The organism is Halomonas getboli (assembly GCF_023094245.1).
GTDB lineage: Bacteria > Pseudomonadota > Gammaproteobacteria > Pseudomonadales > Halomonadaceae > Halomonas > Halomonas getboli.
In genome coordinates this window covers 44832-67038 of the sequence record NZ_JALMEW010000001.1, presented here as the reverse complement: position 1 = coordinate 67038, position 22207 = coordinate 44832, and the positions used below count along the sequence as shown (strand labels likewise).

The 22207-nt window shown below is 67.4% G+C and carries 25 protein-coding genes; 11 read left to right on the top strand and 14 right to left on the bottom strand.

Features of this window, described 5'->3' with window-relative positions; all coding sequences use genetic code 11:
* Nucleotides 1-9: 9 nt before the first annotated feature.
* From MYL53_RS00355 to MYL53_RS00335, 5 genes are all read right to left on the bottom strand, one after another.
* On the bottom strand, nt 10-510 hold the full coding sequence (locus tag MYL53_RS00355) for a gamma-glutamylcyclotransferase family protein (protein WP_247851383.1): 501 nt from the start codon (nt 508-510) through the stop codon (nt 10-12).
* A gap of 6 nt (nt 511-516) precedes the next feature.
* Nucleotides 517-849: a YqcC family protein gene (locus MYL53_RS00350; RefSeq protein WP_247851382.1), complete on the bottom strand. Its 333-nt coding sequence runs from the start codon at nt 847-849 to the stop codon at nt 517-519.
* Nucleotides 850-914: 65 nt separating this feature from the next.
* Complete coding sequence (locus MYL53_RS00345; protein WP_247851381.1) at nt 915-1661, bottom strand: amino acid ABC transporter ATP-binding protein; 747 nt, start codon at nt 1659-1661, stop codon at nt 915-917.
* On the bottom strand, nt 1658-2332 hold the full coding sequence (locus MYL53_RS00340) for an amino acid ABC transporter permease (RefSeq protein WP_247851380.1): 675 nt from the start codon (nt 2330-2332) through the stop codon (nt 1658-1660). Before MYL53_RS00340 ends, MYL53_RS00345 begins: the two co-directional genes overlap by 4 nt.
* A 15-nt stretch (nt 2333-2347) precedes the next feature.
* Nucleotides 2348-3106, bottom strand: coding sequence for an amino acid ABC transporter substrate-binding protein (locus tag MYL53_RS00335; protein WP_247851379.1), 759 nt, complete (start codon nt 3104-3106; stop codon nt 2348-2350).
* Between the two features lie 324 nt (nt 3107-3430).
* On the opposite strand from MYL53_RS00335, the gene MYL53_RS00330 reads away from it, so the two are divergent.
* The 4 genes from MYL53_RS00330 (at nt 3431) to MYL53_RS00315 (ending at nt 6388) form a co-directional block, all read left to right on the top strand.
* Nucleotides 3431-4456: a DUF3549 family protein gene (locus MYL53_RS00330; protein ID WP_247851378.1), complete on the top strand. Its 1026-nt coding sequence runs from the start codon at nt 3431-3433 to the stop codon at nt 4454-4456.
* Nucleotides 4457-4479: 23 nt separating this feature from the next.
* Entirely contained in the window at nt 4480-4917 is a 438-nt protein-coding gene (locus MYL53_RS00325; RefSeq protein ID WP_247851377.1) for an ATP-dependent zinc protease family protein, read from the top strand.
* A gap of 26 nt (nt 4918-4943) precedes the next feature.
* Nucleotides 4944-5852, top strand: coding sequence for a 30S ribosomal protein S6--L-glutamate ligase (gene rimK / locus MYL53_RS00320; protein WP_247851376.1), 909 nt, complete (start codon nt 4944-4946; stop codon nt 5850-5852).
* 89 nt (nt 5853-5941) lie between these two features.
* On the top strand, nt 5942-6388 hold the full coding sequence (locus MYL53_RS00315) for a hypothetical protein (protein WP_247851375.1): 447 nt from the start codon (nt 5942-5944) through the stop codon (nt 6386-6388).
* On the opposite strand, the gene MYL53_RS00310 is transcribed toward MYL53_RS00315, so the two are convergent.
* From MYL53_RS00310 to MYL53_RS00280, 7 genes are all read right to left on the bottom strand, one after another.
* Entirely contained in the window at nt 6309-7067 is a 759-nt protein-coding gene (locus tag MYL53_RS00310; protein ID WP_247851374.1) for a SanA/YdcF family protein, read from the bottom strand. The two genes, MYL53_RS00315 and MYL53_RS00310, sit on opposite strands and share 80 nt — an antisense overlap.
* An 84-nt stretch (nt 7068-7151) precedes the next feature.
* Complete coding sequence (gene sufT, locus MYL53_RS00305; protein WP_247851373.1) at nt 7152-7724, bottom strand: putative Fe-S cluster assembly protein SufT; 573 nt, start codon at nt 7722-7724, stop codon at nt 7152-7154.
* 18 nt (nt 7725-7742) lie between these two features.
* A complete protein-coding gene (locus tag MYL53_RS00300) occupies nt 7743-8984 on the bottom strand; it encodes a cysteine desulfurase (RefSeq protein WP_247851372.1) in 1242 nt (413 codons plus the stop codon).
* Nucleotides 8985-8987: 3 nt separating this feature from the next.
* Complete coding sequence (gene sufD / locus MYL53_RS00295) at nt 8988-10337, bottom strand: Fe-S cluster assembly protein SufD (protein ID WP_247851371.1); 1350 nt, start codon at nt 10335-10337, stop codon at nt 8988-8990.
* The gene (gene sufC, locus MYL53_RS00290) at nt 10334-11086 is read right to left on the bottom strand and encodes a Fe-S cluster assembly ATPase SufC (protein WP_247851370.1); all 753 of its coding nucleotides are present in this window, start codon (nt 11084-11086) and stop codon (nt 10334-10336) included. Before sufC ends, sufD begins: the two co-directional genes overlap by 4 nt.
* 79 nt (nt 11087-11165) lie before the next feature.
* Nucleotides 11166-12608, bottom strand: a complete 1443-nt coding sequence (sufB, locus tag MYL53_RS00285; RefSeq protein WP_247851369.1) for a Fe-S cluster assembly protein SufB — start codon at nt 12606-12608, stop codon at nt 11166-11168.
* Nucleotides 12609-12677: 69 nt separating this feature from the next.
* The gene (locus MYL53_RS00280) at nt 12678-13139 is read right to left on the bottom strand and encodes an SUF system Fe-S cluster assembly regulator (protein ID WP_247851368.1); all 462 of its coding nucleotides are present in this window, start codon (nt 13137-13139) and stop codon (nt 12678-12680) included.
* Between the two features lie 394 nt (nt 13140-13533).
* Between MYL53_RS00280 and MYL53_RS00275 the strand changes: the two genes are divergently transcribed.
* The 7 genes from MYL53_RS00275 to MYL53_RS00245 all read left to right on the top strand — a co-directional run bounded on the left by MYL53_RS00275 (nt 13534) and on the right by MYL53_RS00245 (nt 20035).
* Nucleotides 13534-14199 (top strand): ABC transporter permease, encoded by a 666-nt coding sequence (locus tag MYL53_RS00275; protein ID WP_247851367.1) that lies wholly within the window; start codon nt 13534-13536, stop codon nt 14197-14199.
* 45 nt (nt 14200-14244) lie between these two features.
* Nucleotides 14245-15405 carry an ABC transporter ATP-binding protein gene (locus MYL53_RS00270; RefSeq protein WP_247851366.1) on the top strand — a complete coding sequence of 387 codons (1161 nt, stop codon included), beginning with the start codon at nt 14245-14247 and terminating at the stop codon, nt 15403-15405.
* A 4-nt stretch (nt 15406-15409) separates the two neighbouring features.
* Nucleotides 15410-16141 carry an ABC transporter permease gene (locus MYL53_RS00265; protein WP_247851365.1) on the top strand — a complete coding sequence of 244 codons (732 nt, stop codon included), beginning with the start codon at nt 15410-15412 and terminating at the stop codon, nt 16139-16141.
* Between the two features lie 63 nt (nt 16142-16204).
* On the top strand, nt 16205-17086 hold the full coding sequence (locus tag MYL53_RS00260) for a glycine betaine ABC transporter substrate-binding protein (protein ID WP_247851364.1): 882 nt from the start codon (nt 16205-16207) through the stop codon (nt 17084-17086).
* Between the two features lie 83 nt (nt 17087-17169).
* On the top strand, nt 17170-18480 hold the full coding sequence (locus MYL53_RS00255; protein WP_247851363.1) for an MmgE/PrpD family protein: 1311 nt from the start codon (nt 17170-17172) through the stop codon (nt 18478-18480).
* A gap of 45 nt (nt 18481-18525) precedes the next feature.
* A complete protein-coding gene (locus MYL53_RS00250; protein WP_247851362.1) occupies nt 18526-19368 on the top strand; it encodes a nitrilase-related carbon-nitrogen hydrolase in 843 nt (280 codons plus the stop codon).
* A 160-nt stretch (nt 19369-19528) separates the two neighbouring features.
* The gene (locus MYL53_RS00245; RefSeq protein WP_247851361.1) at nt 19529-20035 is read left to right on the top strand and encodes a gluconokinase; all 507 of its coding nucleotides are present in this window, start codon (nt 19529-19531) and stop codon (nt 20033-20035) included.
* Nucleotides 20036-20226: 191 nt separating this feature from the next.
* Here MYL53_RS00245 and MYL53_RS00240 read toward each other — a convergent pair whose 3' ends face one another.
* Nucleotides 20227-21531, bottom strand: coding sequence for a TRAP transporter large permease (locus MYL53_RS00240; protein WP_247851360.1), 1305 nt, complete (start codon nt 21529-21531; stop codon nt 20227-20229).
* Nucleotides 21531-22127, bottom strand: coding sequence for a TRAP transporter small permease subunit (locus MYL53_RS00235; protein ID WP_247851359.1), 597 nt, complete (start codon nt 22125-22127; stop codon nt 21531-21533). Before MYL53_RS00235 ends, MYL53_RS00240 begins: the two co-directional genes overlap by 1 nt.
* Nucleotides 22128-22207 lie beyond the last annotated feature (80 nt).

Here is a 22207-nt window from a genome sequence, read left to right as displayed (position 1 = left end):
GCGGTCGGATCAGCGCGCCGAATGGCGCGACAGCCCCAGCGCCTTCAGGGTCTCGTCATCGAGGCCGTGGACGGCTTCCACGCCGGACAGGCGGGCATGATAGTCCGCACTCAGGAAGGGTTTCCCGGCCAGCAGGTGCTCGAGATACTCCCGCGCCGGCCGCAGCGCGTCGCCGGTGGTGCCCGGCGCGGCCATATAGACCCAGGCCTCGATGGCCCCCTGGGCGGTGTGGATGGGCAGGCGATGCCGGTCGTAGTCGTGCGGATACCCCTCGAACGGGTCCATGCATTCGATCTGCTCGGGCTCGAGCAGCTCGAACAGCGCCCCCTCGACACGCTCTCCCGGCGCGGCGACCACGTTGGCATGGCTGATGCCGGCGATGCGCGAGGCCTTGTCGAAGCGCAGCGCGTGTTCGCGCAGCACGCCGGACAGCACCCGGCGAGTGGCCCCGATCCGGGCCTCGACCCGGGCCGGATTCATGTTGCTGCCATAAGCGAAGTAGAAAGGCATGGACGATCAGTTCTCGGTGACCAGCTGATCGATCCGCTCCACCGCCTTGCCCATCAGCACCCGCTGGCTGGTCTTGGCGCCTTCCTGGATCAGGTAGGCGTCGACCGCGGGGGCCACGTCACAGCTGGCCGGCATCGGTGCGCGCGCCTCGACCAGCGCCTCCAGCCGGGCGATGAAGACGAAGCGCAGCCACTGGGGCAACGACATGGTGTCGACGCAAAACGGCTGGGTGCTGTCGAAGGCCTTCGGCGCGGGGCGCTCCATCCGCCACAGGTCGGATGCCTTCATGGTGGACTCGAGCTCGCGCAGCGCCTGCCCGAGTTCCTGGTGAACGGTCATGGGAAATACCTCCTGTCTGACAATGCCCCCATTATCCCGCGCCGACCGCCCACGGGCCACCCCGGTCAGGCCGGGGCGTCGGGCAGCACCTTGCGCAGGAAATCGCGGGTGCGCGGATCCTCGGGGGCCTGAAACAGGCGCGAGGGCGGCCCCTGCTCGACGATACGCCCGCCTTCCATGAACACCACCCGGTCGGCGACGTCACGGGCGAAGGCCATCTCGTGGGTGACGACGAGCATGGTCTGGCGCTCGGCGGCCAGCTGCTTCATCAGCCCCAGCACCTCCTCGACCCACTCCGGGTCCAGCGACGAGGTCGGTTCGTCGAACAGGATCACCTCGGCCTGGGCGGCCATGGCCCGGCCGATGCCGACCCGCTGCTGCTGGCCACCGGACAGCGAGGCCGGATAGGCATCGGCCTTGTCGGCCAGACCGATGCGCTCGAGGATCTCGCGGGCCCGGGCGTGCGCCTTCTCCCTGGGCCAGCGATTGACCACGATCAGCCCCTCGGCGATGTTCTCCAGCGCCGTCTTGTTGGCGAACAGCGCGTAGTTCTGAAACACGAAGGCCGTGCGCCGCCGCGCCGCCAGGATATCGGCGCGGCTGGCCCGGATGACGTCGACCTCCAGATCGCCGAGGGTCAGCCGGCCGGCATCGGGCCGCTCGAGGAAGTTCAGGCAGCGCAGCAGGGTCGACTTGCCCGTGCCCGAGGGGCCGATCACCACGATGATCTCGCCCCGCTCGATCTCCAGGTCGATGCCGTCGAGCACGGTGCTGTCGCCGAAGCGCTTGACGAGTTGATGCACCTTGATCATCGGCGATAGGCCTCGTTGAGTCGGTGTTCCAGGCGCCGCTGGCACCAGGCCAGCAGCTCGACGATGCCCCAGTAGATCACCGCCACGGTGATGAAGGCCTCGAAGTAGAGGAAGCTGCCCGCCGCTTCCTTCTGGGTCGCCCCCATCAGCTCGGTGACGCCCAGCGTGAACGCCAGGGAGGTGGCCTTGATCATGTCGATGAAGTAGTTCATCAGCGTCGGCACCGCCACACGGGTCGCCTGGGGCAGCACGATGCGGCGCATCAGCTGGCCGTTGGTCATGCCGATCGACAGCGCCGCCTCGGTCTGGCTGCGGTCCACGCCGACGATGGCGGCGCGGATCGACTCCGCCATGTAGGCGGAGAAGTGCAGCGTCAGCCCCATGATGGTGGCGGTGATGCCGCCGATCTGAGTCAGGAAGCTCAGCACCTGAGGCAAGCCGTAGTAGAACAGGAACAGCTGCACCAGCAGCGGCGTGCCACGGAAGAAAGAGATGAACAGCAGGGTGGCGGCGTTCAGCCCCGGGATCTTCAGCACCCGGATCACCGCCAGCCCGCAGGCCAGGGCCAGGGCCAGCACCATGCCCGCCGCGGCCATCGCCAGCGTCAGCGGCAGGTAGCTCAGCAGGATGGGCACCAGCCCCAGCATGTAGTCGAGATCAAGCACGCTCATGTCGGGCACGCCGCCTCAGGGCCGGGTGATGTCGGTGCCGAACCAGCGCTCGGAGATCTCGCTCAGGGTACCGTCATCGCGCAGGGCATCGAGCGCCGCGTCGACGTCGTCGCGCAGGGCGCGCCCTTCCTCGGTGTCGCGGAACGGCAGGGCATTGTGGATCTCGGAAAACGGCTGGCCGGCCAGCTGCAGCGGCAGCGGCTTCTCCTTGATCACCTGGCTGGCGCTGACGCGGTCCATGACGAAGGCGTCCACGCGGCCGAGCGCGGTGTCCTGCTCGATGTTGCTCTCGTAGGTGCGGATGTCGATGTCGTCGGCGTAGGGCAGCTCGCGCAGCAGCTGCTCGTAGTTGGAACCGAGGTTCACCGCCACGCGCTTGCCGCGCAGGTCCTCGACGCCGGAGATCTCGTCATTGCCGCGCTTGGTCACCACCTGGGCCCCGTCATAGACGTAGGGCTTGGTGAAGGCATACTTCGCCTCACGCTCATCGGTGATGGTGATCTGGTTGGCAATGGTATCGATGCGCCCCGACTCCAGCATGCCGAACAGGCCGGAGAAGTTGGCGGTCACGAAGGCCACCTCGCGGCCCATCTCTTCCCCTACCGCGTTCATGACGTCGACCTCGAACCCCTTGAGGGTGTCCTGCTCGACAAAGGTGAACGGGAAATAGCCGCCCGACATGCCGACCCGAAGCGGCGACTCCTGGGCGAGAGCCAGACCGGAGACGGCGATGGCGCCGACGGACAGCAGCATCAGGGTGAGACGACGAATCATGATGACCCTCCTTGAAAATCCTGTTTTGGAATAAAAGACAGTGTTTAATATTCCATTTTCGCAAAAACGATAGAGAAAGTCCCGGGCACTCGCCAATAGTGGCTCATTATGGCTGCCATAGCGGAAATGCGGCGTCGATTCATTCACAGCAACGCTGAATGTTCCTGTGGATAAGCACTGGAAAGCCGCCACGGAGCCCGATACGGTGGGGCCAGGGAGCGATTGTTCAGGAATTGATCAGCCTGCTCATCATCGCCCGTCGCCACGGGCTGACAGCGTCAGGGCACCACGGTAGAGTGCACGCTCGGAAACGAGGGACACAGCATGCAGCCGATCGACAGCTTTCACGACTTCTTCGCACGCACCGGGGCCGACGTACGCCTCTATCACCTCGGGCGCCGCGTGGAGCCCTGTGAGCTCGCCACCCTGACGGCCCTGGAACAGGACGAGCAGCCCTGGCCGCAGCCCTGGCAAGGCAAGGCCCGGCTGGCGATGGTGTTTCGTCTCGGCGACATGGAAGACCCGCTGATCTGGTTCCTGGCGCTGCCGCTTGACGAACAGGGCCGGCTCGACCCGGCGCCCCGCGACGCCTTCCTCCAGCGCCTGCTGGAGACCCTGGGTCGCAACGTCCAGGGCCTCGGTCGCGAGGACGGCGAGGCAATCGACAACCTGATGCAGGACAATCCCCTGGCCTTCACGCCCTCCCTGCCCTTCCAGGCCGTGCTGCACGCGCGTGCCGGCCGCGACATGGGCCAGCCGGCCAGCCAGCACATGGAGCCGGCCGAGGCCTATCTGGAGGGCCAGCAGGACCTGGACTGGCGGGCGCTGGGCCTCCAGGGCCTGGCCGACGTCGCGGTGCGCATGGACGACGCCCAGGCCGAGCGTGTGGCGGCTCACCTGCCGGCCCTGCCCGGCGAAGTGCTGGCCTCGCTGTGCTACTGTCTGGAGCACGTGGCTATTGGCCGCGCCCTGGCCGAGGCGCTCCGCGCCCGCGGCGAGGCGGCCGCCGAGGCCGGCGATATCGAAGTCTTCTGCGCCTGCGTGCGCGCCGTGTCCGGCGCCGAGGTCGAGATCGCCGGCCCCTGGCTCGATGCCCTGCTGGCCGATCCGGAGGCCTGCGGCCCGGACCTGCTGGCGGCCATCGCCGGACGCGGCTGGCGACACCTGGAAGACGGCGAGCGACTGCCGCGCTTCCTGGCCCGGCTGGCCGAAGCCCCGAACGCGGACTTCACCGCCGTGGCCCGCGACCTGGCGCTGATTCCGCGCCTGCGGCTGCCGGTGCTGATGACGCTGCGCGAGGCCGACGCGGACTCCGCCATCGGCCGCCGACTGGCAGGCCTGTCCCGCTGAACGAGGACACGAGGAGCGATGTGATGAAGGAGCTGCCCTACCAGGCCAAGGCGGTGATCGGCCGCCGCGAGATGGTGACCCTGCCGGAGCTCGGCCTGACGCTGTGCGCCAAGGCCGACACCGGCGCGCGCACCTCGGCGCTGCACGCCGAGGATATCGAATCCTTCGAGGAGGACGGCCACCTGTGGGTCAGCTTCACCACCCGCGGCGGCGGGCCGTCGAGCCCCGCGCACGTCCACTGCCTGCATCTCTACGACCGACGCCAGGTCACCAGCTCCAACGGCCAGGCCGAGTGGCGCTACGTGATCCGCACACCGATGCGGCTCGGTGAACTGGAATTCCACGTCGAACTGACGCTGACCGACCGTCGCCAGATGCGCCACCCCATGCTGCTCGGCCGCCGCGCGCTGCGGCGGCTGCTGGTGGCACCCGGCGCCGGTTTCCTGCACGGCGAACCCTGACCCGCCCCAACGGCATCGGAGGCCCTATGCATATCGCGCTGCTGTCCCGCAATCGCAGACTCTATTCCACTCGCCGGCTGATCGAAGCCGCCGAGCAGCGGGGCCACACCACTCGCGTGGTGGACACCCTGCGCTGCTACATGAGCATCGCCTCCCACCAGCCCTCGATCCACTACAAGGGCGAGCAGCTCGAGCCCTTCGATGCCGTGATTCCACGCATCGGCGCCTCGGTCACCTTCTACGGCTGCGCCGTGCTGCGTCAGTTCGAGATGATGAACACGCCGGTGCTCAACGACAGCGTGTCGATCACCCGCTCGCGGGACAAGCTGCGCTCGCTGCAGCTGCTGTCGCGCAAGGGCATCGGCCTGCCGGTCACCGGCTTCGCCCACTCCCCCGACGACATTCCCGATCTGATCACCATGGTTCGCGGTGCCCCGCTGGTCATCAAGCTGCTGGAGGGCACCCAGGGCATCGGCGTGGTGCTGGCCGAGACCAACCAGGCCGCCGAATCGGTGATCCAGGCCTTCATGGGCATGAAGGCCAACATCATGGTCCAGGAGTACATCAAGGAGGCCAAGGGCGCCGACATCCGCTGCCTGGTGATCGGCGACAAGGTGGTGGCGGCGATGAAGCGCCAGGCCGCCGAGGGCGAGTTCCGCTCCAACCTGCACCGCGGCGGCAGCGCCAGCGTGATCCGCATCACCCCGGAGGAACGCTCCACGGCGATCCGCGCCGCCAAGGCCATGGGCCTGCGCGTGGCCGGCGTCGACCTGCTGCGCTCGAACCATGGTCCGGTGATCATGGAGGTCAATTCGTCGCCCGGGCTGCAGGGCATCGAGACCGCCACCGGCAAGGACATCGCCGGGCTGATCATCGAGCATCTGGAGAAGAGCTCGACGCCGCGACGCAAGGCGCCGCCCAAGCCGAAAGGCTAGGGAGAAATCCGCTAAATATTTGACGGCAGGGGGTGGCAAAAGCCCGTCGACACCCCCACAATCTGCGTCACCGGAGGAGGTGACCGCCCATGTTTCTCGACAATCGCCAGGTGGCGATGGACAGCGTCCTCGAGGCGCTGGCCGACAGCATCGACTATTTCCAGGACAACCACGAGCGCCTGCGGCCGAGCCTGCGTCAGGCGCTGCAGCCCTATTTCGATACCCGGAAAGCGTTGATGCGCAAGCTGCAGGAGCTGGCCCGCAAGCATCTCGCCCTCCTCCCCCGCGATGCCGACGTCGAGCGCGACGACTACATGTGGCTTTGGAGCCGCCTGAAGAGCTTCGTCGGCGATGACAGCCAGGTCCTGATCAACGAGCTGCTGGAGCAGGAGCGGGTGCTGATGCAGGCGCTGTCGACCCTGTACACCCACCCGCTGCCCGACGCCATCGAATCGGTCATCGAGGAGTGCTGGAAGCACTGTCGCTCGCTGATTCGCGAACTGTATCGGCAGCAGAAGAAGCATCAGCGTCGCTGAGCACCTCCTCCCTCGGCACGATATTCAGCGGTTCCTCGGGCCCCAGGAAATGCGGGTCCCGCCCCCAGACATAGAGATCGCCCAGGGTCGCCACTCGCGCGACCCACTCCCGCGCCCTTAACCACAGCACACCCTCCGAGGCCCGCTCCGGCGCCGCACAGCCGTGGGCCTCAATACCCAGCGCCTCGGCGATGAACAGCGCCCGCGGCAGATGCCAGGACTGGGTGACGAGCAGCGCCCGATCGACGTCGAAGACGTCCCGGGCCCGGGACAGGGTGTCGAAGGTGCTGAAGCCGGCGTAATCCAGCGTCATGGCGGCGTCAGGCACCTCGCGGCCGCGCAGGTCGCGCCACATGGTCACCGGCTCGTTGTAGTAGCGGGTGCTGTTGTCGCCGGACAGCAGCAGATGCTCCACCCGCCGATCACGATACAGCCGCGCTGCCGCCTGCATGCGCCCCTCGAAGTGCGGGTTGCGATGGCCGCTGCGGGTCCAGTGGGAGGTACCGAAGACGATGCCCACCCGCTCGGGGCCGCACTGGTCGATGCCATGATCGATGCGTCCGCGGGTCTCGGCCAGCATCCACAGGTTGATCCCCACGAACAGCAGGATCGCCAGGAGCGCGAGCACTCCCAGCGACATCAACAGCCCCCTGACACCTTTCCACAATGAGATGGGCATCCGCCTTTCCTGATTGGCCGACCCGGGCGACGATGCGTCAAGGGCGGTCAGTCCTGCGCCGCGCCACCTTGCATCGTGCGCCGGTTAAAACATGCCGAGCTCGAGCTTGGCCTCGTCGCTCATCATCTCGCGGCTCCAGGGCGGGTCGAAGACGATCTCGGTGTGTACTTGGCTGATCTGCGGGGCGCCGAGGATCTTGTGGCGCGCGTCGGCGGCGATCACGTCGCCCATGCCGCAGCCCGGCGCAGTCAGCGTCATGCGGATGGTGACGATGCGCTCGCCGGTGATCAGCCGCTCGATACGACAGCCGTAGACCAGCCCGAGTTCGACGATGTCGACCGGAATCTCGGGATCGAAGCAGGTCCGCAGCTGGTCCCAGACGAACTGCTCGATCGCCTCCTCGGAGGCGTCCTCGGGCAGCGTCGGACGCGGCACGGCCTCGAGCCCCAGGGCGTCGAGGTTGCTGCCCTCGATCAGGTAGAGCCTCCCTTCATGGCCAACGCTGACCGAGTTGCCCTTGGCCTGCATCACGCTGACCTCGCTGTCCTCGGGCAGCGTGATGGTCTTGCCGAAGGGAATGGAGATGACCTCGACGTCGCGCTGTAGGGGCAGGGTCTGCCCCTTGCTCAGCGCCGCCAGTGGATCGGTATCGCTCATGTCGCTCCCTGGCTCGGTTTAACGCAGCATGCCCACGACCCGCTCCAGGCCGTCGACGAAGACGTCGACCTCCTCGGGGGTGTTGTAGGCGGCGAAGGAGGCGCGGCAGGTGGCGTCGACGCCGAACGAGGACAGCAGCGGCTGGGCGCAGTGGTGGCCGGTGCGGATCGCCACGCCGAGCTGATCGATCAGCAGGCCGATGTCCTGGGAGTGGGCGCCCTCGACCACGAACGACAGCACGCCGGCCTTCTCCGGGGCGGTGCCGAGGATGCGCAGGCCGTCGATGCGCGACACGCTGCGCGTGGCGTGCTCGAGCAGCCGCGACTCCCAGGCGCCGATCAGCGGCAGGCCGATCTCCTCGACCCACTCGAGCGCGCGGCCCAGGGCGATCACCTCGGCGATGGCCGGGGTGCCGGCCTCGAACTTGTGGGGGATGCCGGCGAAGGTGGTGGGTGCCTCGAAGGACACGGTGGCGATCATCTCGCCGCCGCCCTGCCAGGGCGGCATGGCCTCGAGCAGCTCGGCGCGGCCGTAGAGCACGCCGACGCCGGTGGGGCCATAGACCTTGTGGCCGGAGAAGGCATAGAAGTCGGCGCCGAGCGCCTGCACGTCGACCTCCTGATGCGGCGCGCCCTGGGCGCCGTCGACCAGGATCAGCGCGCCGTGCTCGTGGGCCACCCTGGCCATGTCGGCCACCGGGTTGACGGTGCCCAGGGCATTGGAAACGTGATTGACCGCCACCAGCCGGGTGCGCTCGGAGATCAGGTCGCGGTAGGCGTCCTGGTCGAGCACCCCACGCTCGTCCACCGGGATCACCTTGAGGGTGAAGCCCTTCTCGGCGGCCAGCATCTGCCAGGGCACGATGTTGGAGTGGTGCTCCAGGCGCGAGATCAGCACCTCGTCGCCCTCGCCCAGGTTGGCACGGCCCCAGCTGTTTGCCACCAGGTTGATCGCCTCGGTGGTGCCGCGGGTGAAGACGATCTCGCGGCGCTCGGCGGCGCCGAGGAAGGCACGCACGGTGTCCCGGGTGCCCTCGTAGGCCGCGGTGGCCTCGTCGGCCAGGGTGTGCAGGCCGCGATGGATGTTGGCGTTGTAGCGCCCGTAGTAGTCGTCGAAGACCTCGATCACCTGACGCGGGGTCTGGCTGGTGGCCGCGTTGTCGAGATAGACCAGCGGCTTGCCGTGGACCTCCCGATCGAGGATCGGGAAGTCGCGGCGGACCCGCGCCACGTCGAGCAGCAGATCGCTGAAGTCGACCATGGATCAGTCCTCGTTGAGCGCCGCGGCGGCTTCCACCAGCCCGGCCAGGTTGAAGCGCTCCGGCAGCTTGCCGGCGACGGTGAGCTCGACCCGCTCGGCCACGGCGTCGAGGTCGACCAGCTCCATGACCTCGCCGGCGAAGGCCAGCGTCAGCAGGCCGCGGGCGGTCTGCTCGTCGATGCCGCGGGCCCGCAGGGCGTAGACCGCCTCCTCGTCGAGCTGGCCGGTGGTGGCACCGTGGGCGCACTTGACGTCGTCGGCGTAGATCTCGAGCTCGGGCTTGGTGTCGACCTCGGCACGGTCGGAGAGCAGCAGGTTGGCGTTGCTCTGCTCGGACTCGATCTTCTGGCTGTCGCGCTTGACCACCACCCGGCCGTTGAACACGCCATGGGCGCGGTCGTCGAGGATGCCCTTGTAGTTCTCGCTGGAGCGGGTGTGCGGCGCGTTGTGGTTGACCTCGGTGTGGTTGTCCACGTGCTGTCGGCCCTGGCCGTAGAACAGCCCGTGCAGGGTCGCCTCGGCGCCCTCGCCGTTAAGGTCGCTGACCACGTCGTTGCGCACCAGGCCACCGCCCAGGTTCAGGTTGAACGAGGTGTAGCGGCTGTCGCGACCCTGCTCCACCTGGATGCTGGCGATGTGGCGGTCCTTGAGCGGCGCTTCCTGCAGCTTGTAGTGGGTCAGGATGGCGCCGCGATCGAGGATGATCTCCTCCACCAGGTTGGTGAAGTTGGCCGCTCCCTCTTCACCGGCATGGTGCTCGATCAGGGTCGCCTCGCTGCGGCCGCCGGCCTCGACCAGGATGCGCGGATGGCTCATCACCGGCTGCTCGCCGGCCCGGGACAGGAACTGCAGCACGATGGGCTTGTCGACCACGGTGCGCGGCGCCAGGCGGACCAGGGCGCCCTCCTCGAAGAAGGCGGTGTTGAGCGCGGCGAAGGCCGAGAAGTCGACGCCGGTGAGACGGCCGAGCGGACCGCCCACGGCCTCGTGGTTCTCTTCCAGGGCCTGGGACAGCGGCAGCACCTGCACGCCGGTCGGCAGATCGCCGAGGTCGGACAGCGCCGGGGCGAAGACGCCGTCGACGAAGGTCAGGCGATACGCGTCCAGCGGCAGGGTCAGCGCCGCCGCGGTGGCCGGCGAGAATTCGGCGTCGTCGGTCAGCGCGAAGTCGGTGCGGGCGATGTCGCGCACGTCGGTGTACTTCCAGGCCTCGACGCGGCGGTGCGGGAAGCCCATCGCCTCGAAGCGGGCGGCGCCGGCCTGGCGCCGGGCGGCGATCCAGGTCGGCTCCTGGCCGCGCTGTGCGCTGCGCTCGCTCAGGCGGTCGAGGAAGCGTTGCACGTCGTCATTCATGCCGCGGAGCCCTCCAGCAGCCAGTCATAGCCGCGGTCCTCGAGTTCGCGCGCCAGCTCGGCGTCGCCGCTCTTGACGATGCGGCCGTCGACCAGCACGTGTACGCGATCCGGCACGATGTAGTCGAGCAGACGCTGATAGTGAGTCACCAGCAGGATGCTGCGATCCTCGGCGCGCAGCGAGTTGACGCCCTCGGCGACGACCTTCAGGGCGTCGATGTCGAGGCCGGAGTCGATCTCGTCGAGCATGGCGAGCTTCGGCTGCAGCACCAGCATCTGCAGGATCTCGTTGCGCTTCTTCTCGCCGCCGGAGAAGCCCTCGTTGACGGCGCGCTGCAGGAAGCTGGCGTCCATCTTCATGAAGGCGATCTTCTCCTTGATCAGCTTCATGAACTCGGGCGCCGGAATCTCGCCCAGGCCCTCGGCCTCGCGCTTGGCGTTGAGCGCGGCCTTGAGCAGGTAGATGTTCTTCACCCCCGGGATCTCGACCGGGTACTGGAAGCCCAGCAGCAGGCCGACGCGAGCGCGCTCCTCGATCTCCATCTCGAGCACGTCCCGGCCCTCGAAGGTGATCGAGCCGGCGGTGACCTCGTAGCCGTCCTTGCCGGCGATCACCGCGGACAGCGTGGACTTGCCGGCCCCGTTGGGGCCCATGATGGCGTGGACTTCACCGGCGCCGATGGTCAGGTTGAGGCCCTTGAGGATCTCGGAACCCTCGACCGTGACGTGCAGATCCTTGACTTCGAGCATCTTGACTACCTTTCGATCTTTGGGCCGCCGCGGCGGCTCGCAATAAGTTGATTCGTTTCCAACCCGCACCAGACGTGGTCTAGCCGACGGCCCCTTCGAGGGTCACGTTCAGCAGTGCCTCGGCCTCGACGGCAAACTCCATCGGCAGCTCCTGGAAGACGTCCTTGCAGAAGCCGTTGACGATCATGTTCACCGCGTCCTCCTCGGAGATGCCGCGGCTCTGGCAGTAGAACAGCTGGTCCTCGCCGATCTTGGAGGTGGTCGCCTCGTGCTCCACGGTGGCGGTGCTGTTGCCGATCTCCTGATAGGGGAAGGTATGGGCCCCGCAGGTGTCGCCGATCAGCAGCGAGTCGCACTGGGTATAGTTGCGCGCACCCTTGGCCCGCGGCCCCACCTTGACCAGGCCGCGATAGGACTGCTCGGAGCGGCCGGCGGAGATGCCCTTGGAGACGATGGTCGAGCGCGAGCCCTCGCCGATGTGGATCATCTTGGTGCCGGTGTCGGCCTGCTGGCGGCCGTTGGTCACCGCCACCGAGTAGAACTCGCCGACGCTGTCCTTGCCGCGCAGCACGCAGGACGGGTACTTCCAGGTGATGGCGGAACCGGTCTCGACCTGGGTCCAGCTGATGTGGGAGCGGTCGCCGCGGCAGTCGCCGCGCTTGGTGACGAAGTTGTAGATGCCGCCCTTGCCGTCCTCGTCGCCGGGATACCAGTTCTGCACCGTGGAGTACTTGATGGAGGCGTCTTCCAGCGCCACCAGCTCGACCACCGCGGCGTGCAGCTGGTTCTCGTCACGCTGGGGCGCGGTGCAGCCTTCCAGATAGGAGACCTGGGCACGGCTCTCGCAGACGATCAGGGTGCGCTCGAACTGGCCGGTGTTGGCGGCATTGATGCGGAAGTAGGTGGACAGCTCCATGGGGCAGGTCACGCCTTCCGGCACGAACACGAAGGAGCCGTCGGTGAACACCGCGGAGTTCAGCGCTGTGAAGTAGTTGTCGCCCTGGGGCACCACGCTGCCGAGATACTGCTTGACCAGTTCCGGGTAGTCGCGGATCGCCTCGGAGATCGAGCAGAAGATCACGCCCGCCTCGTGCAGCTTCTCCTTGAAGGTGGTGGTCACGGACACGGAGTCGAACACCGCGTCCACCGCCACGCCGGCCAGCGCTGCCCGCTCGTGGAGCGGGATGCCCAGCTTCTCGTAGGTCTCGAGCAGCTTGGGGTCGACCTCGTCGAGGCTCTGGGGCTTGTCCTCGTCGCGCTTGGGCGCGCTGTAGTAGGAGATCGCCTGGTAGTCGATCGGCGGGTAGTCCAGGTGCGCCCAGGAGGGCGGCGTCATCTTCAGCCACTGGTGATAGGCCTGGAGGCGCCACTCCAGCATCCACTCCGGCTCGCCCTTCTTCTTGGAGATGAAGGCGATGGTGTTCTCGTCCAGACCCGGCGGTACCGTATCGCTCTCGATGTCGGTCACGAAGCCTTCCTTGTATTCGCGACGGACAAGCTGTTCCATTTCCTGACTTGCCATGATGTCTCCCCTCCCGGGCTGGTTGGGTCGGCGAGTCGGGCTCGCCTCGGGTGGTGAATCCGCGGGTGATCAGGCCTCGGCGGCCAGACTCACGCCTTGTATGGGCAGCTGCACCGGCAGCTTGATCGGGGTGGTGTCGGCCAGATGGGCCAGGGTCACGCTGTGGAGCAGGGTCTGCATCGCCAGCGACACCCGCTGCCAGTTGTCGGACACCCCGCAGGTGTCCACCAGCTCGCAGTCGCCCTCGGCCTGGCTGCATTCGGTCATCGCCACCGGCCCCTCGATCGCCGCGATGATGTCGCCGGCGGTGATCTGCGACGCCGGCCGCGCCAGGGAGTACCCCCCCTGAGCACCGCGACGGGATTCCAGCAGCCCGGCGCGCACCAGCATCTTCAAGGTCTTGCTGACCGTCGGGCGCGGCACCTGCACGGCCTCGGCGAGCTCCGCCGCCGCATGCGGCTGCTCGGGATGACGGGCGATCTGCGCCATCACCACCGCCGCGTAGTCGGTCAGTCTGGACAGCTTCAGCAAGGCAAGCCTCCCCGGGGACACCCTCTGGTGATCGATTGCGGACCATTTTAGTCCTGTATAGCGGCGATGTGAACCCTGCCGCGCCTTCCTGGCGCCCCTTAGCACGGACTTGTCGGCACGTTCGACGCCATTCACATCAAAAACGACAATCATTCTCATTGATGTGTGCTATGGGCCACGCCACGCCACGCCACGCCGCATGCATCAGGCTCCGCAATTTGCCTTATTGCGTATCGTCATCCATGAAAAAACAAATAGATATGGAGCTTTGCTAAGCTGAGTCACCGTTTCACGGCCTTCCAACGCGGCCTGCGGGCCAGCGGAAGCCACAGCGACGTCAACGCATGCCGGCGACTATGCTTCTGCGGCATGGGAACGACCAGGAGATAGGGATTTGGAGCTGATTCAATACGCCTTCGACAACCTCGACCTGCTGCTCTCGAGGACGCTCGAGCACATCGCGCTGGTCGCGGTCGCCGTGGGCATCGCGACCCTGACCGGGGTCCCCATCGGCATCGCCATCACCAAGAACGAGCGCCTGGCCAAGGCCGTGCTCTACGCCGCCTCGATCATCGTCACGGTGCCGTCCATCGCGCTGTTCGGGATCATGATCCCGGTGCTGTCGCTGATCGGCCAGGGCATCGGCTATCTGCCGGCGGTGATCGCCGTGCTGCTCTATTCGCAGCTGCCGATCATCCGCAACACCTACACCGCCATCCACAACGTCGACCCGGCCCTGCGCGAGGCGGCTCGCGGCATCGGCATGAGCCAGAACCAGCGCCTGCGGATGGTCGAGATCCCGCTGGCGGTGCCGGTGATCATGGCCGGGGTGCGCACCGCCGTGGTGCTCAACATCGGCGTCATGGCGATCGCCGCCTATATCGGCGCCGGCGGACTCGGCACCTTCATCAGCCGCGGTATCTCGCAGTCCGATCCTCGCCAGCTGATCGTCGGCGCCGTGGCGGTCAGCCTGCTGGCGATCATCGTCGACTATGGCCTGCTGGCACTGCAGAAGCGCCTGACGCCCCTGGGCATGGAGCGCGCCGCCGAGACGGCCTGATCCCGTCCCGCGCGACGCCGGCTCACCAAACAAGGATTCCCCTGCATGATTCGACTCGACAACCTGACCAAGGTCTTCGACACCCCCAAGGGCGCGGTGACCGCCGCCGACCATATCAACATGGAGGTGCCGGCCGGCGAGATCTGCATCCTGCTCGGCCCCTCCGGCTGCGGCAAGACCACGACCCTGAAGATGATCAACCGCATCATCCGCCCCACCTCGGGCAAGGTGTTCATCAACGACGAGGACACCACTGATCTGAACACTCAGGAACTGCGCCGCAACATCGGTTACGTGATCCAGCAGATCGGCCTGTTCCCCAACATGACCATCGAGGAAAACATCACGGTGGTGCCCAAGCTGCTGGGCTGGGACAAGGCGAAGTATCGGGAGCGCGCCCGTGAGCTGATGGACATGATCGCGCTGGACCCGGACGCCTTCCTCAAGCGCTATCCCAACGAGCTGTCTGGCGGCCAGCAGCAGCGCATCGGCGTCGCCCGGGCGCTGGCCGCCGATCCGCCGGTGATGCTGATGGACGAGCCGTTCGGCGCCATCGACCCGATCAACCGCGCGGTGATCCAGGACGAGTTCCTCAAGATGCAGCAGGCGCTCAAGAAGACCATCATGTTCGTCAGCCACGACATCGACGAGGCGATCAAGATGGGCGACCGCGTGGCCATCTTCCGCGCCGGCCGCCTCGAGCAGTACGCCACGCCCGACGATCTGCTGGCCGCACCCAAGGACGAGTTCGTCGAGTCGTTCCTCGGCGAGGACCGCGCGCTCAAGCGCCTCAATCTGGTCAAGGTGCGCGACGTGGTGTCCGACGAGATCGGCACCGTGTCCCCCGGCGACACCCTGGAGACTGCCCTCGCGCGGATCGACGACTTCGGCTACCAGAACGCCATTCTGGTGGTGAACGACCGGCGCCAACCGGTGGGGCTGATCACCCGCGCCCAGGCACGCACCACCAAGGGCTACTGCCGCGACCACTTCCAGAACGTGCCGGCCACCGTGTCGCTGGACGACGACCTGCGCAAGGTCGCGTCACTGATGTTCTCCAACGACATCACCTGGCTGCCCTGCGTCGACGAGGCCGGCCGCGTGTGCGGCCAGATCACCCAGCGCGCCATGACGCACCACCTGGGCTCGCGGTTCCGTCCCAAGGAGGAAGCCCCCGCGACCGCCGCCTCTGCGACCAAGGAGTAAGCCGATGCCGATCCGGAGCCTGAAGGGGGCCCTGCGCATTGCGCTGCTCATCGCCATCTTCTTACTGGGCGTGTGGAGCCAGTCCAGCGGGGTCATCGACGACTTCATCTTCTATCTGCCCGACGTGCAGTTCCTGGCCGTGCAACACCTGTGGCTGACGCTCATTTCCGGGAGCCTGGCCATCCTGGTGGCCATTCCGCTGGGGGTGGTGCTGTCGCGGCCCAGCATGGCGCGGTTCGCCGAATCGGCCATGCAGGTCCTCAACGTGGGTACCACCATTCCGACCCTGGCGGTGCTGGCGCTGTCGATGAGCTTTCTCGGCATCGGCACCGTGCCGGCGGTGTTCGGGCTGTTCGTGGCCACCCTGCTGCCGATCACCCGCAACACCTACGCCGGTCTCAAGGGCGTCAACCCGGCGCTGATGGAGGCCGCCGCCGGCATCGGCATGTCGCCGGCCCAGCGCCTGCTCAGGGTCGAGCTGCCCAACGCCCTCTACGTGATCTTCGCCGGCATTCGCACGGCGCTGACCATCAACGTGGGCACCGTGCCGCTGGCCTTCCTGATCGGCGCCGGCGGGCTGGGCGAGCTGATCTTCACCGGCATCGACCTCTACGATCCGGTGATGATGCTCTCCGGCGCCATTCCCACCGCCCTGCTGGCGATCGTGGTCGATGCCATCGTGGCGACCACCGCCTTCCTGGTGGTGCCGCGCGGCGTCAATCCGTCGCGCGCCTGAACGCACTCAACGCTTCATTGACGGCCGCCTCGGGCGGCCCCCAGCAACAACAAGGAGATCACCATGAAACGCCTGATGATGACGCTTTCCGGCCTGGCCCTGGCCGGCGCCATGACCACCGCCCAGGCCAACGAGATCGTGGTCGGTGGCAAGAACTTCACCGAGCAGCAGATCCTGGCCAGCATGACGTCCCAGTACCTGAGCGGGCTCGGCTACGATGTCGAGACCCGTGCCGGCATGGGCTCCGCCGTGCTGCGCCAGGCCCAGGAGAACGGCCAGATCGACCTCTACTGGGAGTACACCGGCACCTCGCTGATCAACTACAACGACGTCACCGAGTCGCTGTCGCCCGAGGAGACCTATCAGCGGGTCAAGGAACTCGACGGCGAGAAGGGTCTGGTGTGGCTCGAGCCCTCGGCGGCCAACAACACCTACGCCCTGGCCATGCGTGAGGACAGTGTCGAGGAGACCGGCATCGACTCGCTCTCCAAGCTGGCTCAGGCGGTCAACGACGGTGACGAGCTGACCTTCGCCATGAACGCCGAGTTCTATGCCCGCGAGGACGGCTGGCGGCCGCTGCAGCAGGCCTATGACTTCCGCGTCGGCCGCGGAGACGTCAAGCGCATGGACTCCGGCCTCGTCTATCAGGCGCTGCGCGACGGCCAGGTCGACGTGGGCCTGGTGTTCGCCACCGACGGCCGCATCCCGGCCTTCGACTTCCAGGTGCTGGAGGACGACCAGAACTTCTTCCCGGCCTATGCCCTGACGCCAGTGGTGCGCCAGGAGACCCTCGAGGCCAACCCGGACCTCGCCGAGCAGATGAACGCGCTGTCCGCGCTGCTCGACGACCAGACCATGGCCACCCTCAACGCCCGGGTCGATGTCGAGCGCGAGACCATCGAGGACGTGGCCCAGAGCTTCCTCACCGACCACGAGTTGCTGTAAGCCAGCCCTCTCGTCACCAGACCGCATCGGAGGCCGCCCCAGGGCGGCCTTCGTCGTTCATTCCCACGCTCCGGGAGATCGTCATGCCTCAGCCCACCGCCGTGCTCGACTGGATGCTCGGCGCCGACCCGCTCCCCGATGACGCCCTGTTGGCCCAGGCCAAACGCTGCCTGCTGGACCTCGTCGGCGTGGCCGCCGGCGCCACCCGCACCGAACTCGCCGTGCCTGCCCGGTGCTTCGCCATTTCCCAGCACGGCGGCACGCGGCCGCTGCTGTTTGCCGAAGGCCGCGCCTCGCCCACCGGCGTGGCCCTGCACGGCGCCTGGCTGATCGATGCCCTGGACGCCCACGACGGCCAGGTGCTGACCAAGGGGCATGCCGGGGTCGCCCTGCTACCGGGGCTGCTCGCCCTGCCCGAGGTGGATCGCCTGTCCGGCCACGACTTTCTCGCCCTGCTGGCCATGGGCTACGAGATCGCCACCCGCGCCGGCATCGCGCTGCATGCGACCAGCCCCGACTATCACACCTCCGGCGCCTGGAACGCCCTGGGCGTGGCGGCCATGACCGGACGCCTGATGGGCCTGGACCGAGCACGACTCCACCACGCCCTGGGCATCGCCGAGTTCTACGGCCCACGCAGCCAGATGATGCGCTGCATCGATCATCCCACCATGCTCAAGGACGGTTCGGGCTGGGGCGCCATGACCGGCGTCTCCGCCGCGCTGCTGGCCCGCGACGGCTTCACCGGCGCCCCGGCGCTGACCGTCACCGCTCCCGAGGTCGAACAGCGCTGGGCCGATCTGGGTCAGCGCTGGTACCTTCACGAGCAGTACTTCAAGGCCTACCCGGTGTGCCGCTGGGCCCAGCCGGCGGTGGAAGCGGTCCTGTCGCTGCGTGATCGGATCGACGACCCGGCGACGATCTCGCGCATCGAGATCACCACCTTCCACGAGGGCCGACGGCTGCATGTGGTGCACCCGGACAGCACCGAGCAGGCCCAGTACAGCCTGCCCTGGTCGGTGGCCTGCGCGCTGGCCCTCGGCACCCTGGACGCCGAGGCCGTCACCGCGCTCGAGGCGCCGCTGCCCCGCGCCCTCGCCGAGCGGGTCGAGATCCACGAGAGCGACGCCTTCAATGCGCGCTTCCCGGCCGAGCGCTGGGCCTCGGCGCGGCTGCACCTGGCCGACGGCGGGATCATCGAGAGCGAGCCCTGCGAGGCCCGCGGCAATCCGCACAATCCGCTGTGCGACGACGCGCTGGTCGCCAAGTACCGCGCCCTCGCCGGCCCGGCGCTCGGCGAGCGCGCCGAGCGCCTCGAACGCGTCATCCAGACCCTTGAGACGCGCCCGGCCAGTGACCTGCTCGCCCTGCTCGGCCCGCCCGGGGCAGAATGACGCCAGGCAACGCCTTCCCTCCCGCTGCAACGACGAGGCCGTGACATGCACTATCAGAACGAGCTCCATGTGGCCGCCGCCCAGATCAACGCCGCGCTGGGCGAGGTCGACGCCAACCTCGAGCGCCATCTCGAGATCATCCACGAGGCCGGCAAGCGCGGCGTCGCGCTGCTGGTCTTCCCCGAGCTCTCGCTGACCGGCTACGGGCTCGGCGGCGAGGTCATGCGCGTCGCCATGCCGGTCGAGGACCCGCGCCTCGCCCGGCTGGCCCGCGCCTGCGGCGAGATGCAGGCGGTGGTCGGCTTCGTCGAGGAGGCCAGCCCCGGCGAATACTACAATGCCCTGGCGATCCTCCAGCACGGCAGGATCGTCGCCGTGCACCGCAAGCTCAACCTGCCCACCTACGGCGGGCTCGAGGAAGGCAAGTGGTTCACCCACGGCAGCGAGCTGACCCGCGCCGAGGTACGCCCCGGCTGGTCCGCGACCCAGCTGATCTGCGCCGACCTGTGGAATCCGGCGCTGGTGCACGCCGCCCTGCTGCCTCGCCCCACGGTGCTGTGCGCGCCGATCAACTCGGCCTCGGGCATCGTCAGCGAGGACTTCTCCAACGAGCAGAACTGGGCGCTCAACGTGCGCTTCTACGCCATGACCTACGGCACTCCGGTGATCATGGCCAACCGCTTCGGGCCGGAAAACGGCAGCCACTTCTGGGGCGGCTCACGCATTCTCGGCCCGCGCGGCGATGTCCTGGCCGAGGCCGAGGACGGAGAGGGGCTGATCACCGCGACCCTGTCGCGCACCGCCATCGCCCAGGCCCGCTTCGAGCTGCCGACCCTTCGCGATGCCGACACCCCGCTTATCCGCGAGCTGATGGACGGCTACCGCTGAGGCCGTCCGGCCGGCGTGCCGACGCCAGCCGCGCGATGACTTCCTGCGGATATGCCGAACGAGGGGCGCCTTTTCGGGTGCCCGTTTCGCCTGCCCATGGTGAAAAAAAATGCTAGAATCCTCGCCATCCTTTCGACGCCATCACAGGGCAGACTCTCGCATGAAGACGATCGCCAAGAGCCTTCTCGTCATGGGCGTTTCCGGATCGGGGAAGTCCCATATCGGGCGCCAGCTGGCCGCCGCCCTCGGGGCCACCTTCATCGACGGAGACGATCACCACGGCCCGGACAATATCGCCAAGATGAGCCGCGGCGAACCCCTCAACGACGACGATCGCGCCGCCTGGCTGGCCACCCTCGCCGACCTGTATCGCCAATACCGCGACGCGGGCCGCGATCTTGTCATCGGCTGCTCGGCGCTCAAGCGCCGCTATCGCGACCAGCTGCGCGAAGCCGCCCCCGACCTGGCGATCCTCTATCTGGCCGGCAGCCGCGAGGTGCTGCTGGAGCGCCTGGGCTCTCGCGGCGACCATTTCTTCGCCGGCGATCACATGCTCGACAGCCAGCTCGCCACTCTGGAGGCGCCCGGCGAGGACGAGGCCGTGCTGGCCGATATTCGTCGCCCGCCCCAGGAGATCGTCGACGCCTTTCTGGCGACGCTGGAGTGAATCGCATATGACATGACGAGAAACGGCGCCGAGGCGCCGTTTCTTTTTCCTGGAGGAATCCTCCATTTTAAGCATGAAAAAAACGCCATATCGTCATGCGATATGGCGTTTTTATACGCCGGCTTTCTAGAAAAAATGGCGAGCCATCGTCACCACGATGGCTCGCCATTTCGATCAGCCTCTCAACGCTATCATCCTACCAACCACATGGCCATATTGGGCCAGAACAGCAGCGCGAACAGCACGCACAGCTGCAGGGCGATGAAGGGCAAGAGCGAGACGAAGATGTCCTTCAGGCTGACCTCGGGCGGCGCCACGCCCTTGAGGTAGAAGGCGGCCGGGCCGAACGGCGGCGACAGGAACGACACCTGCATGTTCACCGCGAACAGGATCCCGAACCACACCGGGCTGTAGCCCAGCTGCTCGACGATCGGCACGAAGATCGGCAGCGTCAGCATCGCCACGCCGATCCAGTCGAGGAACATGCCCAGCACCAGCAGGATCGCCATCATCACCAGGATGATTACGATCGGCGCCACGTCGAGGCCCATGATCATGCCCGAGATGAAGCGGTTGCCGCCCATCAGGTTGTAGACCCCCACCAGCGCCGCGGCGCCGATGCCGATCCAGATGATCATGCCGCAGGTGGTCAGGGTCTGGCTGAGGCTCTCGTGCAGCGTCTTGAGCGAGAACTCGCCGCGGGCGACCACCGCCAGCAGCACGCCGAACACGCCCATGGCCGCCGCCTCGGTGACCGAGGCCACGCCGCCGTAGATCGAGCCCAGCACCAGCCCGGCGATCAGCGCCGGCACGATGATGGCGCGCAGCGCCTGGCCCTTGGAGGAGAAGCCTTCCTCGCGGTCGGCGTCGGTCATCGGCGGGCCCATGGACGGGTTCTTCAGGCAGCGAATCAGCACGTAGCCGATGTAGCAGGCCATCAGGATCACCGCCGGAGTGATGGCCGCGGTGAACAGGTCGGCGATCGACTCGGAGGCGATCAGGCCGTAGATGATCAGCACGATCGACGGCGGCATCATGGTGCCCAAGGCGCCGCCGGCGCAGACCACGCCGATGGAGAGGTGCTTGTCGTAGCCCAGTCGCAGCATCTGCGGCAGCGCCAGGATGCCCAGCAGCACGATCTCGCCGCCGATGATCCCGGACAGCGCGGCCAGGAAGAAGGCCACCACGATGGTCTGCACCGCCACGCCGCCGGGCAGGCGGCCGGCGAACACGCGCATGGCGTTGAACAGGTCCCTGGCGATCCCCGATCGGTCCAGTAACGAGGCCATCAACACGAACATCGGCACCGCCACCAGCGAATATTCGGTGACGAAGCCGTAGACCCGGCTGGTGACCAGCGGCAGGGCGTTGGGCCCGAACCAACCGAAGGTGAAGGAGAGCGCGACCAGGCCGGTGATGAAGGCCAGCGGCAGGCCGGTGACCAGCAGGGCGAAGATCAGCCCCACCAGCAGCAGCGTTCCGGTACCGATATCCATCAGGCGGTGCCCTCCGTGTCATCGGGTGTGGGGGCGAGTTTGCCGCGCAGGGACTGCACCATGTGCAGGAAGGCCTGGACGCACATGATGGCCAGCGCCAGCAGGATCACGCCCTTCACCAGCGCCGGGAACGGCGGGTTCCAGGAGGTGCCGGAGCGCTCCAGCTGCCACTCGCCCAGCGGGTTGTGGGAAGCGCCCCAGAACATTTCGAAGGCGGCGTAGGTCATGCCCAGGCAGAAGCCGAAGGTCACCAGATCGTTGAAGCGGTCGAGCCACAGTCGCAGGCGCGGGCCGGCGCTGTCGTAGAGCACGCGCACCCGGATATGGCGGTTGCAGGCCAGGGTCGCGGGACCGCCCAAGGCGAAACTCACCGCCACCAGCATCACCACGCTCTCATGGACCCAGGAGGTCGGCGAGTCGAAGCCGTAGCGCATGATGACTTCATAGACGCTGATCGCCATGGCGATCAGCACCAGCCAGGCCGCCACGCGACCGCCGGCGATGATGGCGCGATCGAAGGCGTTGCGTGCCGAGTCGGGCGGGCCAGCCTCGTCGGAGGCCGAGTCGCCCTCCGGGCGACGAGACGCTTGAGTCATGGGTCTTCCTCGATGCAGGAGCGGGCCACGTCCCGTGGCCCGTCGTCATGAAAGCCAGCACCGGGCGGTGCCGGCGGGTG

Coding starts and splice junctions, on each gene's coding strand:
- MYL53_RS00330 (WP_247851378.1), top strand. CDS start 3,431: ATGCAGCCGATCGACAGCTTTCACGACTTCTTCGCACGCACCGGGGCC.
- MYL53_RS00315 (WP_247851375.1), top strand. CDS start 5,942: ATGTTTCTCGACAATCGCCAGGTGGCGATGGACAGCGTCCTCGAGGCG.
- MYL53_RS00355 (WP_247851383.1), bottom strand. CDS start 510: ATGCCTTTCTACTTCGCTTATGGCAGCAACATGAATCCGGCCCGGGTC.
- MYL53_RS00245 (WP_247851361.1), top strand. CDS start 19,529: ATGAAGACGATCGCCAAGAGCCTTCTCGTCATGGGCGTTTCCGGATCG.
- MYL53_RS00270 (WP_247851366.1), top strand. CDS start 14,245: ATGATTCGACTCGACAACCTGACCAAGGTCTTCGACACCCCCAAGGGC.
- MYL53_RS00250 (WP_247851362.1), top strand. CDS start 18,526: ATGCACTATCAGAACGAGCTCCATGTGGCCGCCGCCCAGATCAACGCC.
- MYL53_RS00240 (WP_247851360.1), bottom strand. CDS start 21,531: ATGGATATCGGTACCGGAACGCTGCTGCTGGTGGGGCTGATCTTCGCC.
- MYL53_RS00325 (WP_247851377.1), top strand. CDS start 4,480: ATGAAGGAGCTGCCCTACCAGGCCAAGGCGGTGATCGGCCGCCGCGAG.
- MYL53_RS00340 (WP_247851380.1), bottom strand. CDS start 2,332: ATGAGCGTGCTTGATCTCGACTACATGCTGGGGCTGGTGCCCATCCTG.
- MYL53_RS00310 (WP_247851374.1), bottom strand. CDS start 7,067: ATGCCCATCTCATTGTGGAAAGGTGTCAGGGGGCTGTTGATGTCGCTG.
- MYL53_RS00350 (WP_247851382.1), bottom strand. CDS start 849: ATGACCGTTCACCAGGAACTCGGGCAGGCGCTGCGCGAGCTCGAGTCC.
- sufD (WP_247851371.1), bottom strand. CDS start 10,337: ATGAATGACGACGTGCAACGCTTCCTCGACCGCCTGAGCGAGCGCAGC.
- MYL53_RS00265 (WP_247851365.1), top strand. CDS start 15,410: ATGCCGATCCGGAGCCTGAAGGGGGCCCTGCGCATTGCGCTGCTCATC.
- MYL53_RS00300 (WP_247851372.1), bottom strand. CDS start 8,984: ATGGTCGACTTCAGCGATCTGCTGCTCGACGTGGCGCGGGTCCGCCGC.
- MYL53_RS00335 (WP_247851379.1), bottom strand. CDS start 3,106: ATGATTCGTCGTCTCACCCTGATGCTGCTGTCCGTCGGCGCCATCGCC.
- rimK (WP_247851376.1), top strand. CDS start 4,944: ATGCATATCGCGCTGCTGTCCCGCAATCGCAGACTCTATTCCACTCGC.
- MYL53_RS00255 (WP_247851363.1), top strand. CDS start 17,170: ATGCCTCAGCCCACCGCCGTGCTCGACTGGATGCTCGGCGCCGACCCG.
- sufB (WP_247851369.1), bottom strand. CDS start 12,608: ATGGCAAGTCAGGAAATGGAACAGCTTGTCCGTCGCGAATACAAGGAA.
- MYL53_RS00235 (WP_247851359.1), bottom strand. CDS start 22,127: ATGACTCAAGCGTCTCGTCGCCCGGAGGGCGACTCGGCCTCCGACGAG.
- MYL53_RS00260 (WP_247851364.1), top strand. CDS start 16,205: ATGAAACGCCTGATGATGACGCTTTCCGGCCTGGCCCTGGCCGGCGCC.
- MYL53_RS00345 (WP_247851381.1), bottom strand. CDS start 1,661: ATGATCAAGGTGCATCAACTCGTCAAGCGCTTCGGCGACAGCACCGTG.
- sufC (WP_247851370.1), bottom strand. CDS start 11,086: ATGCTCGAAGTCAAGGATCTGCACGTCACGGTCGAGGGTTCCGAGATC.
- sufT (WP_247851373.1), bottom strand. CDS start 7,724: ATGAGCGATACCGATCCACTGGCGGCGCTGAGCAAGGGGCAGACCCTG.